Below are 15,658 nucleotides of genomic sequence, written 5' to 3' on the forward strand. Positions count from 1 at the left end.
CATCCTTACCAATTGATGGTGACTTGAACGGTATCGGTGTAAGCCCCTGCCGCAGGGGTGCTTTGTGCCGGTATTAGCCCATAAATGGGCAAGATTATCGGCTGCCCAGTAGCCACCTGTGAAACCCCCACAATGTTGTCCCAAATATGGCTGTGGGCTGCGTCGGTATACAGGTTGTAATTCACATGTTGGCCTATTGGCCCACCCGCCAAATAGCGGCTGCTGGTATTGCCGCTTTGCCCGCCACTGAGTAATACGCTAAAGCTGGTTTTGTTACTGCACTGAACCGAAATGGCCCCGTTGTTGGTTTGCCCGGTCACAGCAATCGGAGTGTTGAGGACGGTGGCTGAGCCAAAATTCAAGCTCCCAAAGCTGGTGGCCCCGCCAACAAGCGTGCCCGCGATACAGGTCGGCAATAAGGTGGCGGTGACTGTGATGTTGGCGGTCTTGGTTACGGCATAGACCGGATAAGCTCGCAGTAATGACAGACAGATAAAGAGCCATAACAGCGCCATTTTCTCGTCATTGATCGGCGAGTTATCCGGGGTGATATCCCATATCATGTTCACTACCAAGAGACAGTCACGTTTACCGTGTCGGTATAGGTGCTCACACTTGGTGTTGTCTGTACCGGGACTTCACTGTAAATGGTGAGTGGGATAGGGGTGGCGATGGCCGTTGCAGTGCCCGTGAGCAGCCCAGCGCCAGATGTCCCCCACGGGACGGTATAGGCACTGTCGTTATACAAATTGTAATTCACAAACTCTGATGTCCCGCCAGCTAATCGGCGTTGGTTCGAGGAAGCATGGGTACCATTATCTATTGCGATGCTGTAGGCCGTTCCGGCGCTGCAATATAAATTTAGCGGGCCATTGCCGCTATTGTTATACGCCTGTCTGATGCGGACATTTAAGTCGGGTACTGAACCAAAGTTAACCGTGCCTAAGTTAGTCAGCCCTCCGGGGGCTGTACCGTCATTGATATAGCATCCGGTGATGATTGATAATGTGAGTGCCAACGACCCTGATATCGTCCCTGCACTTTCTACTGGTGGAGCGGATTGCAATAAAGCCATCGCACCTATAATCAGTAAGGGTTTCTTCATCATTTTTTCCTTAATCATATAATTTGAAGCCAGACAGTCTAAAACCGAGTTGTGCCAATCACGTCGCGCAACTGAGATTTATGGAGCTAATCATTAAAAATTCTAGACATTTAATTAATAGCAGTAAGATTTGGAAAGTGTCTAAAATTAATTAAAAAATCGCGCATCTATGTCATTTTTATCATTTATTTTGTATTTGCTGGATTCGGAGGAGTGAATCTGCTACTCCTCTCTATTTAAGCAAAATTGATGCTTTCGTCGTGAAATATTGATTTGAATCCATTCAGCATAAAAATTAATTTGAAATTTATTTTTATGCTGTCGATAATCATTGATTAGATTTATTTTTAGAATATTTTACGGCGACCCAGAGTCCCGTCATCCCTAATAGCGCCGCGACGGCGTAAGTGAGTCGCATCCCTTCACTGATTTGGCTAACAGTCGCCCACTGAATATCGTGGGATGAGCTAGCAAACGCAAAAATAGCCCCCATGACTGATGCGCCCGTCATTAACCCCAGATTGCGCGCAAGGTTCAACATGCCAGAAACCACCCCCCTCTGGTCGGCCCCGACCGCACTAATCATCACTGTATTGTTTGCCGCCTGAAAGATGGCATAGCCCGCCGTCATCAGGCAGACCGGTACGACGTAACCCAGGATACCCGCAGCAGGCGATATCATCGTTAACACCATTGCCCCGAGAGTAAGAGCCGATAGCCCGACAATTACCATGCCTTTAGCCCCGAATCGGTCCACCAGATAGCCAGCAGGCACGCCACACAATGCGGCAATCACCGGGCCGCCTGACATGGCTAACCCGACCCACTCAGCGGGCAGGTTTAAGGCTAGCGAAAGATAGAATGGCCCCACGACCAGAGTCGCCATCATTATTGTGGTGACTAATACACTGGTGATCAGCCCGCTACGCAATACCGGTTGGCGTAACATTGCGATTTGAATTAATGGATATGCCGCTCTACTTTCGGCCCAGCCAAAAAGTCCGACACCGATTGCAGCTCCCACGAGTAGGACGAAGTTGAGCACTGTGAATGTGCCGTGACCCAGTGTCATCGAGAGCGCGTAGAGGGCCAAGGTTAAGCCCAGTAGTAATATGCCGAGGGGATCAAAACCGGTTATGGGCTTTGGGGTTTGTGGTGATGGGGCGGCAGGCGGCGGCAGGTAGCGGGAGACCAGTAGCCATGCCAATAGCCCAAAAGGGAGGGTGATCAGGAACATGGCGGGCCAGCCGAATTCGGCAATTAACACGCCGCCGAGTGATGGCCCAAGGGCCGTCCCAATGGCGGATAGGGTGCCCAGCATTCCCATGACGCGCCCCGTTTTCCCCTGACTGATGGTTTCCCCCACCAATGCCAGTGTGAGTGTCATCATGGCGGCGGCCCCCAATCCCTGAAATACGCGGGCCGCAATTAACAGCTCAATGCGGGGGGCCAGTGCACAACCCAGCGAGGCGAGGGTGAATAGTGCAATGCCTGCTTTCAACAGCAGGCGCTTATTGATGATATCTCCCATGCGCCCAATGGTGATAGCAGAGGTGGTAATGGCCAGTAAATAGGCTAAAACCACCCATTGCGCCTCTTGAAATGAGGCGTTGAACGCCTGAGTTAAAGTGGGTAATCCGACATTGGCAATACTGGTGGCGAGTGAAGAGAGCAGCATCGGCAGTGAGAGGCTGATGATGACTTTTCGTAATGTTGTTTTATCGGCAACGGAAATATCAATGCTATTGGTATCACTTTTCATCTATGGGTTAACGCCTGAAAGACCAGAACAAAAGCCTATGCCATTGCATAAGCTGGCGGAAGACGCACGACATACAGCTTATTGATGCGTTTGACGCCATGTTATGTGTCACTGTGCTAGAGTTAGAACATGACAAAACCTGATTTGAACTTATTAATTACCCTGAACGTGCTACTGGCAGAGGGCAGTGTGGTGCGTGCGGCTCAACGATTAGGGCTTAGCCCTTCGGCGATGAGCCGAGCACTGGCGCGATTGCGTAAGACGACGGGCGATCCCTTGCTGGTCAGGGCCGGGCGGGTGTTAGTACCGACACCCAGAGCGATGGAACTGCGGGAGCAGGTTAGCCAATTAGTGCAGGAGGTGACCTCGGTTCTGCGCCCAGCGGAGAGGTTGGATCTCACTCAGTTGATGCGCACTTTTACGTTGCGCACCCGTGATGGCTTCGTCGAAAACTTTGGTGCGCCATTGCTGGAACGAGTGCGTCAGGAAGCACCGGGCGTACAGTTGCGTTTTATGCAAAAACTGAATAAAGAGAGTGCACTGCTGCGTGAGGGGATCGTGGATTTGGAGACCGGAGTAGTGAGCAGTATGACCAGCCCTGAGTTGCGCACCCGAGCACTGTTCAGTGACCATTTTATTGGGGTGGTGCGGGCCGGTCATCCTTTGAGCGAAGGGGGGATAACTGCCGCCCGTTACGCGGCGCAGGGCCACATTATGATCTCACGGCGTCAGGGCCACAAAGGGGGGATTGATGATGTATTGCAACAACTGGGGCTGGAAAGAGAGGTGTTGACTTCGGTTGACGGCATTTCGACGGCATTGGCACTGGCGAAAGATTCTGACTTGATAGCCACAGTGCCCGAACGCCATAGCCTGAATCTCCGCCGTGGGATGTTCAGTTTCCCACTGCCGATAACCTTGCCCAGTATCACGATATCGATGTTATGGCATCCACGAATGGATGCCGATCCGGCACATCGCTGGTTGCGTCAATGCGTGCAAGAGGTCTGTGGCATGGACTATCAGGGCAACTCACAACGAACTGCCCTGATTAATCCTTAAAAGCGAGGGATGGCGGTTCCCCAGTTGCGCCACTCCTTCGGCTCTTCGGCATTCAGTAAGAAGTGCTGATTCACACTGGCTTTGGGTGCCAATGGCGTGGTCGGTGGGGTAGCGAAGGCAATTCCGCCGCGAATAAATTGTTGGAAGGTGCCACTTTTCACCACACCGCCGGTCAGACCGAACTCGAGGTTATAACCGGATGCCAACCAGAAGACACTGTTTTGCCGCACCAATTGCTGGAACTTCTGACTGATGCGCAGCGAAACTTGCACGCGATCAGACATCGCACCCAGATTAAACCCAGTGACGGTTCCCACTTCAAGCCCCCGGAACAGCACGGGTGTCCCGACCTGTAAAGAGCCAGCTTCTGCGGTATCGAGAATAATGCTAAGGCCATCGAGATAGCGAGAGTCGGTGATAGTGGCGGTTTGCAGCTCAAAAATCCGTAGCGTGTCGCCTTTACCCGGCTCCACATTTATGTATGGCTGGAAGAGGGTATCCAGATTACTGACCCCAGCAGCCGAGATCTCTGGCGACACAATGGCGAAGCGGCTCCCCCCTCGGGCAAAGTTCTGCACATATTCCGGGTAGAGTACCGCCTTAGCCAAGACTTCATTGCGCTCGGGGATCAGCTTGAGCGATTCAACCTGACCAATATTGATGCCCAGATAGCGAATCGGCATACCTGCCGCCAGTTTACTGGCGTCAAAGGTGCGCAATGTAATCTGGCTGCCGACCGCCCGTGCGGCGGTTTCATTGCCATACAGGGTACGCTTGGTCCCTTTGTCCAGTGTGACTCCTTCCAGATTATCGAAGCTGATAGCCCCTTTTAAAGCGCGATTCAGCGGAGATGCCTGCACGGTTAAGCCACTGCCGTTAAGCTGCACTTTTGCGCCCCCTTCGGCCCAGAAAATACTCTTATCAGTTAGCAGCTTGCGATATTCTGGCTGAATATAGACATCCACTTCGAACTCATTGGCTTTGGGCCTAATCTGAGTAATTTCGCCCACCTGAAACTTGCGATACAGCACCACTGAACCGGTTTGCACATCCGGCAAGCTGCTGGCGGTCAATGTCAGCGTGGTGGCCGGGGCGTTACCTAAAATGCCATCAGTCGCTTTAGCTATGCTGCTATACAGCGGATACTTATTCAGCGGATCGCCTTTACCGCCCGGCAATATCAGAATGCCGCCATCAATCCACTCCTGCGCGCTGGCACCCTGAATATCAATGCCATCAATGCCGAGTTTGACATCAAGGCGACTGTTCACCACAAACTTACTGTCTTTATGCACCAGATCGCGGTATTTAGCTTCAATGGCTGCCGTGAAGTTCACTCCGCTGGCGGACAACTCGCGTGTGAGTACTTGACCGATTTTGATGCCATGCAACGAAATGGGTTGGCCGACATCAATGCCATAGCTTTGAGGTGCGGTTAATTGTAACGCCAGCACATTGGGTTGCTGCAACAAGCTTTTGCTGCTGGGCAGAACTGTGAAGTGCTTTTGCGGCTCGCCTTCACCGGGGATAAGCTCCAGTGTATTGCCCGTCAAAAGCTCACTCAGCTTGGCATCACTCAGACTAATTCGTGGGCTATTCATCTCAATGCGGCTACCCGTGCGCATCAAATCGACCACGGAAGGATCAATGGTCAGTTCACCTGTCACTCTGCTGTCCGGCTGGAGGGTCATTTTGGTCAGCGTACCCACTTGTAAACCCTGATAAATCAGTGGGGTGCGCCCCTCACTTAAGCTATTGCCATTGGGTAAATCCAGCGTGATCGCCACGCCGCGTTGGCTGTGTGCTAAGTCAGGATAAAGTTGGAAGGGTTGGTCCGGTTTGGCATCCTGACTTTTTTGTGGCGAGTCAAAGGCAATCGCGCCATTGACCAGCGCCGCTAGACTTTCCATCTGTACCGACGCACCGCTCAGACTGAAATCGCCTTTAAAACCAGAGACATTCCAGAAACGGGTATCATTTTTGACCAGTTTGGCAAAGCGACGATCAATCAGCACATCAATAACTACGCCGTTATTATCCGGCGCAATGTTGTAATCGTACACTTTGCCCACCGGAATTTTACGGTAGTAAACCAGTGAACCACTATTGAGTGACCCCAAGTCCGGTGCATGAAGATGAACCATCAATTCGCCGGTATTGAGGCGAAATTTGGGTTGGGTATCCAGCGCTGTAAAGTGGCTCTGCGGTTTGCCTTCGCCCGGCATCATGCCGATATAGTTCCCGCCCACCAAGGCATCCAAGCCAGAAACGCCCGCCAAAGAGGCTTTCGGCGTCACTAGCCAGAACTGCGTGCCGTCGCGCAGTGAATCTTCCATATCGTTTTTGATACTGGCGGTAACTTTAATATTACGCAGGTCATCATCGAGACTGATGGATTGCACCATCCCAACCTCCACACCCTGATAGCGAATGGGGGTGCGCCCCGCCACAATCCCGGCGGCAGACTGGAAATCAATGGTGACTTCTGTGCCACGCTCTTGCCAGTTGTTATAGACCAGCCAACTGGCGATCAGCAGGGCAATAAAGGGCAATAACCAGAAAGGGGATATCCGGCGTTTATGCTTAATGTGAGCCTCAGTCGGTGTACTCGGCGTTTCCTGTTGCATGTGCATCCCAAATCAATCGGCTATCCAGCCATTCGACAGCAAGAATAGTCAAAATGACCGCAGTCCCAAAATAGAAGGCTGCTGGCCCCATAGTGAAGGAGAGGAGCTGATCACGATTAATCAGCGACATCATTAACGCAATAACAAAGAGATCAAGCATTGACCAGCGGCCAATCCAAGTAATCAGTCGCAGTAAACGCATGCGGGTTTTTAAGCTGTGCTGTGTCTTGAGATGAATGCTGAGCAACAAGGTGATCAGGACAATGACTTTGGTAAAGGGCACCAGCACACTGGCAATAAACACCACAGCGGCAATGGGCAGGTTACCCGATGAGGCCAGAGAGACGACGCCAGAGAAGATCGTATCCTCCATGCGAGTCCCGTTGGCATAAACAATGGATATGGGTAATAGGTTAGCAGGCAACAGTAAGACTATCGAGGCAATGAGCGCCGCCCAGGTTTTTTGGAGGCTATGGCGACGGCGATGGCGTAAAGGGGTGTGGCAACGGGGGCAGCGTCCACGCTCATCAGAGTGTCCGGTGTAGTGGCATGACAAGCAGATGCGCAATGTTTCCCGTGGGCCGGAGGGCTGCTCTTGCGGATAGAAGCGCTCCCACAACTGCTCTAGATTTAGGTGCACCAGTGTCAGAATACTCAGTAATGTTAAGGCCAAATACGCGACCAAGCCGCCACCGGGCATCACGTCAGCGTACTCTTTGACCTTAATGCAGGCCACTGCCATACCAATCAGGTAGATATCCAGCATCACCCACTCTTTTAACCGCTCTAGCATCAGTAATATGGGCCGCAGGTTCATGCCAATTCGACTGCCAATGCGCAGATAAAGAATCGATACGGTGAGGGTAATAGGGGCACCGAGAACACAAAATGCCACCATACTGGCGGTGATCGGGTGGCCCTGACGACTCATCTGCCAGATACCCTCTAATAGGCTGGCGTCAATCCGTGTACCGAGTAGGCGAATGGTGATCAGTGGCTCAGTGAAAGCAAAAGGCATCAGCAATAGCATGGCGACTGCCATTGCGGTCAGGCGGGTCAGTGACCAGTCGCGTCCACTGGCAATTTTGGCACTGCAACGTGGGCAATAGGCTATCTGGCTGCCATTGAGTGGCGGCAAAGTAAACAGCGCATCGCATTGGCAGCATCGCTGAGCCCGTGCGGTGGAGAGTGGCCGTTGAATGGCATGAACCTTCATATATAAAACCCTGACACCGACACCGGTTTATAAAGAATAGCGCGGATGTTAGCAGAGCAAGAGGTCAAAACAAGGGGCAAAAGAGGCCAAATCATCAATATTGATAACTCATTTACTTTGTTACTGTTGAATAACCTTGTGGCAAAGGGCATTTAATGATTATTTTATATAAGCCAAGCACAATCATTGCCTCTGGCTATTCTTGGGTTTCTAACGGTCATTAAATGAAAAAAGCAGAATTCTACGCGGAATTAAAACGTGACATGAGTTCCCTGATTGCAGGTGAAACCCATTTTATTGCTACCTTGGCTAACGTCAGCGCCTTACTGTATGAGCGCTTGGATGGCTTGAATTGGGCAGGATTTTACTTGATTGATGGCAAACAATTGGTGCTTGGGCCTTTTCAGGGGAAAATCGCCTGTGTGCGTATTCCTCTCGGGAAGGGGGTGTGTGGAACCGCTGTGACGGAAAACCGCGTTCAGCGGGTTGCAGATGTGCATGCATTCCCCGGTCATATTGCTTGTGACGCGGCCAGTAATGCTGAAATTGTGCTGCCAATCACGGTGAAGGGTGAAATTATCGGCGTTTTGGATATCGACAGCATTGTTTATGATCGCTTTGATGAAGACGACGAATTGGGGTTAACCTCAGTAGTGGCGCGGCTTTGCGAGCATCTTGAGCTTTGTGACTGTGCGAAATATGTCACACAGACTGCAAGTTGATATACGGATAACGTGGCAATTGCTGATGGCGTCATTATAATGACGCCTGTTCATGCCTGCGCTGGTTGGCAAACCCGTTGTAATCAGGAAATTTCATGGAAAATCAACCTAAGTTGAACAGTAGTAAAGAAGTCATAGCCTTTTTGGCTGAGCGGTTCCCGCTTTGCTTCACCGCCGAAGGCGAGGCACGTCCACTGAAGATCGGTATTTTTCAAGATCTGGTCGAACGTGTTCAGGGGGAAGAGAATTTAAGCAAAACGCAATTGCGTTCTGCGCTGCGTCTCTACACCTCAAGCTGGCGTTATCTTTATGGGGTCAAAGTCGGTGCTGAGCGTGTTGATCTGGACGGCAACCCTTGTGGTGTGCTGGAAGAGCAACATGTCGAACATGCCCGCAAACAGCTAGAAGAGGCGAAAGCCCGTGTTCAAGCACAACGTGCTGAGCAACAAGCTAAAAAGCGCGAAGCTGCCATTGCTGCGGGTGAAACCCCAGAGCCACGTCGCCCACGTCCGGCAGGTAAAAAACCTGCACCGCGTCGTGAAGCGGGTGCTGCTGTGGAGAACCGCAAGCCTCGTCAGTCACCTCGCCCACAGCAGGCTAATCAAAAACAAGCTCGGCCACCTCGTCCACAGGCCGAGGAGAACCAGCCACGCCCTGTGCCGGTCACAGATATCTCTAAACTGCAAATTGGTCAAGAAATCAAAGTCAGAGCAGGTAAGAGCGCGATGGACGCAACCGTATTAGAAATCGCTAAAGATGGCGTACGGGTGCAGCTATCTTCCGGTCTGGCGATGATTGTGCGCGCAGAACACTTGCAGTTCTGATACGGAGGCCAACCTAGGCATGAACAAATTTGTCAGACTAACAGCAATCGCAGGCTTGTTACTGGCGGGGGCGAGTTACGCTGCCGATACGACGTATCGCATTGACCAACTCCCTCAACTGCGCCAAGAACCAGAGCATGCAACCGTGAGTGAGCGCGTAACATCGCGCTTCACTCGCTCTCACTATCGTCAGTTTGCATTGGACGATCAGTTTTCAGCCAAAATATTTGATCGCTATCTCAACATGCTGGATTACAGCCATAACGTGTTGTTGGCATCAGATGTGGCACAGTTCGCGGATAAAAAACATTCGTTGGACGATGAGTTAAAGTCTGGTCAGTTGGACACGCCTTTTGCTTTATTCAATTTGGCGCAAAAACGCCGCTTTGAACGCTATCAATATGCCTTGTCAGTCTTGGATCGGCCAATGGTCTTTACTGGGAATGACACTATTGATATTGATCGCGGTAAAGCGCCTTGGCCGACGAGCGAAACTGAGCTGAACAAGCTTTGGGACGCAAAAGTTAAATATGACCAGCTGAATTTGAAGTTAACCGGTAAAACGGATAAAGAGATCAAAGAGACGCTGACGAAGCGCTATCAGGCGGCGATTAAGCGTTTGACGCAAAGTAATAGCGAAGATGTCTTCCAGCTAATTATGAATGCGTTTGCTCACGAGATTGACCCACATACCAACTATTTGTCACCACGCAATACCGAACAGTTCAATACCGAAATGAGCTTGTCGCTGGAGGGTATTGGTGCTGTCCTGCAAATGGATGATGATTACACATTAATCAACTCCATGGTTCCGGGTGGCCCAGCGGCGAAAAGCAAAACGATTGCTGTTGGTGATCGGGTGATTGGTGTCGGTCAGGCGGGTAAACCGATGGTGGATGTGATTGGCTGGCGTCTTGATGATGTCGTCGCGCTAATCAAAGGGCCGAAGGGCAGTAAAGTGCGGTTGGAGATTTTACCTGCCGGTAAAGGCACCAAGCCACGGACTGTCACCTTGACCCGTGAGCGGATTCGTCTGGAAGACCGTGCGGTGAAAATGTCGGTGAAAACCATCGGCAAAGAGCGCGTCGGCGTACTGGATATCCCCGGTTTCTATGTTGGCCTGACCGAAGACGTTAAGGTGCAATTGCAGAAGCTGGAAAAAGAGAATGTCAGTAGCATTATCATCGACTTGCGCAGCAATGGTGGTGGGGCGCTCACTGAGGCAGTGTCACTCTCCGGTCTGTTTATCCCCAGTGGTCCTGTGGTTCAGGTGCGGGATAATAACGGCAAAGTGCGTGAAGACAGTGATACCGATGGCGTTGTCTACTATAAAGGCCCGCTGGTGGTCTTGGTTGACCGCTACAGTGCATCCGCTTCCGAGATCTTTGCTGCCGCCATGCAAGACTATGGTCGTGCATTAATTGTCGGTGAGCCAACCTTCGGTAAAGGGACTGTTCAGCAGTATCGTTCGCTGAATCGGATTTACGATCAGATGCTGCGCCCTGAATGGCCGGCATTGGGGTCACTACAATACACAATCCAGAAATTCTATCGGGTAGATGGCGGCAGTACTCAGCGTAAAGGGGTAACCCCTGACATCGTGATGCCAACGGGTGTCGATCCGGCAGAAACGGGCGAAAGCTTCGAAGATAATGCTTTGCCTTGGGACAGCATCAATGCTGCCAGCTATACCAAGACAGGCGATCTGAAGCCACTGGAGCCTGAATTACTCAAAAATCATGCAGCACGTATCGCCGCTGATCCCGAGTTCCAGCACATTCAGCAAGATATTGAGCGCTATAAGGCGCTGAAAGATAAGCGCAACATCGTATCTCTGAACTACGCGCAGCGTGAAAAAGAGAACCATGATGATGATGCACGGCGGTTAGAGCGCTTAAATGAGCGTCTTAAACGTGAAGGTAAAAAGCCACTGAAGTCATTGGAGGATTTGCCAAAAGACTATCAGGAGCCGGACCCTTATCTGGATGAGTCTGTTCATATCGCCTTGGATCTTGCCCATACAGAAAAAGCGCAGCCACAAGCTCAACCTCACCCGGTTGCGGCGGCGGCGGCAACAACCGCAAAGTAAGTCTGCGGGGGTGATGAAGAATCCGGGTTCTGTAGGACTCGGATTTTTTTTACTTTTTTTTCGTCACTCAACTTATTATTTGTCGAATAATTAACTAAATATGTAATGAATAGTATCCAAATTTGTAAAGTTATGTTGATTTACTCTCTTAGAACTTAACAAACCTTGAAAATTTATCAGATGCCCATACGATCAGCGTATCTCAGTCGTTATATCACTGAGTCATCATTCAGGTTTATGGCAATTTTGATTCTGTACCGATATGACTCAACACAGTGTCGATTTAATACGATTATCGATTCAACATAATAAGGAAACAAATTTTTATGATGCGTATCGCTCTGTTCCTTCTCACCAACCTGGCCGTGATGTTGGTGTTCGGGTTGGTGCTAAGCCTGACAGGCATTCAGTCCAGCAGCGTGCAGGGGCTGATGATCATGGCTGGTCTATTTGGTTTCGGCGGCGCATTTGTTTCGTTGCTGATGTCTAAATGGATGGCCTTACGTTCAGTGGGCGGTGAAGTCATTGAACAGCCACGTAATGAAACGGAACGCTGGTTGTTGGAAACCGTGCGTCGGCAGTCTCAGCAGGCGGGTATCGCCATGCCACAAGTGGCTATTTATCAGGCACCGGATATCAACGCCTTTGCCACAGGTGCACGTCGTGATGCCTCGCTGGTTGCCGTCAGTACCGGCCTATTGCAGAACATGAGCCGCGATGAAGCGGAAGCGGTTATTGCCCATGAAATCAGCCATGTGGCAAATGGTGATATGGTCACCATGACGCTGATTCAAGGGATTGTGAATACATTCGTGATCTTCATTTCACGTCTTATTGCACAAATCGCTGCCGGATTCTTATCGGGCGATCGTGACAATGAAGGGAGCAGCGCGGGTAACCCGATGGTCTACTTTGCTGTCTCAATGGTGCTGGAATTGGTGTTTGGTATTCTGGCGAGCATTATCACCATGTGGTTCTCACGCCATCGTGAATTCCACGCCGATGCCGGTTCAGCACGATTGGTGGGCCGTGAGAAGATGATTGCCGCACTGCAACGGCTGAAAACCAGCTATGAGCCGCAGGAAGCGGGCAACCTGATGGCCTTCTGCATTAATGGCAAGTCCAAAACTTTCAGCGAGCTGTTTATGTCCCACCCGCCGCTGGATAAACGTATTGAGGCGTTGCGTTCTGGTCAGTACCTGAAGTAACCGCCAATCGTTTACCGCGACCATAAAAAACCCCGCTTGTTTATCCGGCGGGTTTTTTTATCCCTAAAATCAGGCTAACTGCGTTTTTGACTGACCCGCGACAGGCTGACGATGGCGGCGAGTGTGGCAAAAGCGCCCGCCAGAATCAACGAAGCATGAGTGCCATTGTTTGAAAAGAGATTGAACATTAATGCGACCAGCGCGGCCCCCGAGGTTTGCCCCAGCAAACGGGCGGTGCCTAACATGCCACTAGCACCCCCACTGCGATGTTGCGGGGCAGCGGAGATAATTGTGTGGTTGTTCGGTGACTGGAACAGCCCAAATCCGGCACCGCACAGCACCATACGCCAAATGATGTCCAGATCTGTCGGGTTGGCGGGCAGAACCGCCAGTAGGAATAGCCCGCTGGCAAATACCGCCAGACCAATCCCGCCTAACAATCCGGCATGATAGCGTTCAACTAATCGCCCGGCGATAGGGGCGACGACGACCGTTGCCAGTGGCCAAGGGGTGAGCAGCAAGCCGGTTGCCACTTCATCGCGGCCCAATACACTTTGTAAGAAGAAGGGCAATGCCACCATCGCCAGCGTTTGGGCGGCAAAAGAACAAATCGAAGTGCCGATCGACAGCGCAAAAATAGGAATGCGCAGTAAATCCACTGGCAGCAGAGGAAAGGGCTGCTTGAGTTGACGGCGAATAAAGAAGAAGCCAATGATCAGCAGCGCGACAATTTCAGCAGCAATCACCGTCGGACTCTCCCCTTGAGCAAAGCCACTGATGGCGATAATCAGCAAACCAAATGTCAGGGCGTTCATGAGAGAACTGGTGAAATCGAAGCGATTACCGTTGCTCTTCGTACTATTGGCGGGCAAGTACTTCATCCCCAGCCCCCATGCCAGCAGCCCAATGGGGACGTTAATGGCAAACAGCCACTGCCATGAGGCGACCGCTAATACGGCGGAGGCGATAGTCGGGCCAGCGGCCGCTGAGACAGCAACAATCACCGAGTTGATGCCGATGCCACGGCCCAGTTGTGCGCGGGGATAAATGATCCGGATCAGCGCAGTATTCACACTCATCAAGGCGGCGGCCCCGAACCCTTGTAGTACGCGGGCAAAGGTCAGTGTCAATAATGAATCTGACAGGGCGCAAAATAGCGAGGTAACACTGAAGACCAATAACCCGGCTTGATACACGCGACGATAGCCAATGATATCGCCCAGAGAGGCCATTGACAGCAGTGAAATCGTGATGGCTAGCTGGTAGGCATTGATTACCCAAATAGATGTCGCGGGGCTGGTGTTGAGATCACGGGCTATGGTCGGCAGAGCCACATTTGCGATAGTGCCATCCAGTACCGCGATGGTAATACCCAGGGCGATAACCAGTATCGCAGCATAGCGCTGAGGGACGGGCAAGCCATCGGCTACAGGTTGGGTCATAAGAATTTATCTATAAAATAGTCATAGAGGAAGTATTTACATGCTAACGAGTATTGTGGGCGAATGCATCCTTGTCAGTGGCGTTAATTGTAACTATCAATGCTATATTTCAGCATTCGCGGCAAATTAACAGCCTGATAACACCAGTAATTTACAGGAATCAGTAAAAACAGAACCACGATCACGGAAAAATGAAACATCGTTCCTATAATTTGAGGTAGTATTAGCCTAACAGGTTAGCCTGCGGGCAAAATTTTAATTCTCTGACGATTTAAGGACTTTCCGGATGGCCAAAGGTAAACAAATCCCCCTGACATTTCATACTTATCAGGACGCCTCTACCGGTGCACAAGTGACGCGTCTGACACCACCTGATGTGACTTGCCACCGTAACTATTTCTATCAAAAATGTTTCACCCGTGATGGCAGTAAGTTGTTGTTCGGCGGCGCTTTTGATGGTCCGTGGAACTACTATTTGCTGGATCTGAACACGCAGGTGGCAACACAACTGACAGAAGGGCGCGGCGACAATACCTTTGGTGGTTTTCTGTCACCGGAAGATGATGCGCTATTTTATGTGAAAGAGGGGCGCAACTTGATGCGCGTCTCGCTTGATACGCTGGAAGAGAGTGTAGTTTATCAGGTGCCGGAAGAGTGGGTGGGTTACGGCACGTGGGTGGCTAACTCTGATTGCACTAAATTAGTCGGCATTGAAATTAAGCGGGAAGATTGGCAGCCGCTGACCGACTGGAAGAAATTCCACGAATTCTATTTCACTAACCCCTGCTGTCGTCTGATGCGTGTTGATTTGAAAACGGGCGAATCTACCGTGATTCTTCAAGAGAATCAGTGGTTGGGTCACCCTATTTATCGCCCTTACGATGACAACACCGTGGCGTTCTGCCACGAAGGGCCACATGACTTGGTTGACGCCCGTATGTGGCTCATCAACGAAGATGGCAGCAATATGCGTAAAGTGAAAACCCATGCGGAAGGCGAAAGCTGTACCCACGAATTCTGGGTACCAGATGGTTCAGCCTTAGTGTATGTCTCCTACCTGAAAAGCAGCCCAGACCGCTTTATCTACAGTGCCGATCCTGAAACCTTGGAAAACCGTCAATTGACCAAAATGCCAGCTTGCTCCCATTTGATGAGTAATTATGATGGCACACTGTTAGTAGGTGATGGTTCTGATGCGCCAGTTGATGTGCAAGATGACAGCGGCTATAAAATCGAAAACGATCCTTTCTTGTATGTTTTCAACCTGAAAAATGGCACCCAACATCGTGTTGCTCGCCATGATACCTCATGGAAGGTGTTTGAGGGGGATCGCCAAGTCACGCATCCACATCCTTCCTTTACCCCTGATGATAAACAAGTTTTGTTTACCTCAGATGTACACGGGAAACCGGCACTCTATTTGGTCACTTTGCCTGAATCCGTCTGGCAATAGTTAAGTTATGCACTAGCCTCTTTCATGGAAAGAGGCTAATTTGCTGTCTGCAAGGCTTTTATCCGATTATTCACATTGGTTTATTGCACAGTCTCGTGACTTCCCTTTATAATAAAACCACTGTTCTATTTTTTTTAAAACATATTGT

General features: G+C 50.7%; 12 protein-coding genes. 6 read left to right on the forward strand and 6 right to left on the reverse strand.

Going from position 1 to position 15,658, the window contains the following annotated elements; genetic code table 11:
• Window positions 1-5 precede the first annotated feature (5 nt).
• The 3 genes from HRD69_RS14590 to HRD69_RS14600 all read right to left on the reverse strand — a co-directional run bounded on the left by HRD69_RS14590 (window position 6) and on the right by HRD69_RS14600 (window position 2,867).
• Window positions 6-563: a Csu type fimbrial protein gene (locus HRD69_RS14590; protein WP_004875965.1), complete on the reverse strand. Its 558-nt coding sequence runs from the start codon at window positions 561-563 to the stop codon at window positions 6-8.
• A gap of 5 nt (window positions 564-568) precedes the next feature.
• Window positions 569-1,123: a Csu type fimbrial protein gene (locus HRD69_RS14595; RefSeq protein WP_004875964.1), complete on the reverse strand. Its 555-nt coding sequence runs from the start codon at window positions 1,121-1,123 to the stop codon at window positions 569-571.
• 310 nt (window positions 1,124-1,433) lie between these two features.
• The gene (locus tag HRD69_RS14600; RefSeq protein WP_004875963.1) at window positions 1,434-2,867 is read right to left on the reverse strand and encodes an MFS transporter; all 1,434 of its coding nucleotides are present in this window, start codon (window positions 2,865-2,867) and stop codon (window positions 1,434-1,436) included.
• Window positions 2,868-2,996: 129 nt separating this feature from the next.
• Between HRD69_RS14600 and HRD69_RS14605 the strand changes: the two genes are divergently transcribed.
• Complete coding sequence (locus HRD69_RS14605) at window positions 2,997-3,929, forward strand: LysR family transcriptional regulator (RefSeq protein ID WP_032814962.1); 933 nt, start codon at window positions 2,997-2,999, stop codon at window positions 3,927-3,929.
• Here HRD69_RS14605 and HRD69_RS14610 read toward each other — a convergent pair.
• Together HRD69_RS14610 and yebS are read right to left on the reverse strand one after the other, a co-directional pair.
• A complete protein-coding gene (locus tag HRD69_RS14610) occupies window positions 3,926-6,556 on the reverse strand; it encodes a PqiB family protein (RefSeq protein ID WP_032814961.1) in 2,631 nt (876 codons plus the stop codon). The two genes, HRD69_RS14605 and HRD69_RS14610, sit on opposite strands and share 4 nt — an antisense overlap.
• The gene (gene yebS / locus HRD69_RS14615) at window positions 6,525-7,772 is read right to left on the reverse strand and encodes a membrane integrity lipid transport subunit YebS (protein WP_004875961.1); all 1,248 of its coding nucleotides are present in this window, start codon (window positions 7,770-7,772) and stop codon (window positions 6,525-6,527) included. The genes HRD69_RS14610 and yebS overlap by 32 nt, the downstream gene beginning before the upstream one ends.
• A 224-nt stretch (window positions 7,773-7,996) precedes the next feature.
• On the opposite strand from yebS, the gene HRD69_RS14620 reads away from it, so the two are divergent.
• The 4 genes from HRD69_RS14620 to htpX all read left to right on the forward strand — a co-directional run bounded on the left by HRD69_RS14620 (window position 7,997) and on the right by htpX (window position 12,615).
• Window positions 7,997-8,494: a GAF domain-containing protein gene (locus tag HRD69_RS14620; RefSeq protein WP_004875960.1), complete on the forward strand. Its 498-nt coding sequence runs from the start codon at window positions 7,997-7,999 to the stop codon at window positions 8,492-8,494.
• Between the two features lie 95 nt (window positions 8,495-8,589).
• The gene (gene proQ / locus HRD69_RS14625) at window positions 8,590-9,318 is read left to right on the forward strand and encodes an RNA chaperone ProQ (protein WP_004875959.1); all 729 of its coding nucleotides are present in this window, start codon (window positions 8,590-8,592) and stop codon (window positions 9,316-9,318) included.
• A 19-nt stretch (window positions 9,319-9,337) separates the two neighbouring features.
• Window positions 9,338-11,407 (forward strand): carboxy terminal-processing peptidase, encoded by a 2,070-nt coding sequence (gene prc / locus HRD69_RS14630; protein ID WP_004875958.1) that lies wholly within the window; start codon window positions 9,338-9,340, stop codon window positions 11,405-11,407.
• A 326-nt stretch (window positions 11,408-11,733) separates the two neighbouring features.
• Window positions 11,734-12,615 (forward strand): protease HtpX, encoded by an 882-nt coding sequence (htpX, locus tag HRD69_RS14635; protein WP_004875957.1) that lies wholly within the window; start codon window positions 11,734-11,736, stop codon window positions 12,613-12,615.
• A 74-nt stretch (window positions 12,616-12,689) separates the two neighbouring features.
• Here the strand turns inward: htpX and HRD69_RS14640 are convergent, their stop codons facing one another.
• Window positions 12,690-14,057, reverse strand: coding sequence for an MFS transporter (locus HRD69_RS14640; RefSeq protein WP_004875956.1), 1,368 nt, complete (start codon window positions 14,055-14,057; stop codon window positions 12,690-12,692).
• Between the two features lie 286 nt (window positions 14,058-14,343).
• Between HRD69_RS14640 and ogl the strand changes: the two genes are divergently transcribed.
• Window positions 14,344-15,510: an oligogalacturonate lyase gene (gene ogl, locus HRD69_RS14645; RefSeq protein WP_004875954.1), complete on the forward strand. Its 1,167-nt coding sequence runs from the start codon at window positions 14,344-14,346 to the stop codon at window positions 15,508-15,510.
• The last annotated feature ends 148 nt before the right edge of the window (window positions 15,511-15,658 follow it).

Origin of the sequence: Yersinia mollaretii ATCC 43969 (assembly GCF_013282725.1) — a bacterium.
GTDB lineage: Bacteria > Pseudomonadota > Gammaproteobacteria > Enterobacterales > Enterobacteriaceae > Yersinia > Yersinia mollaretii.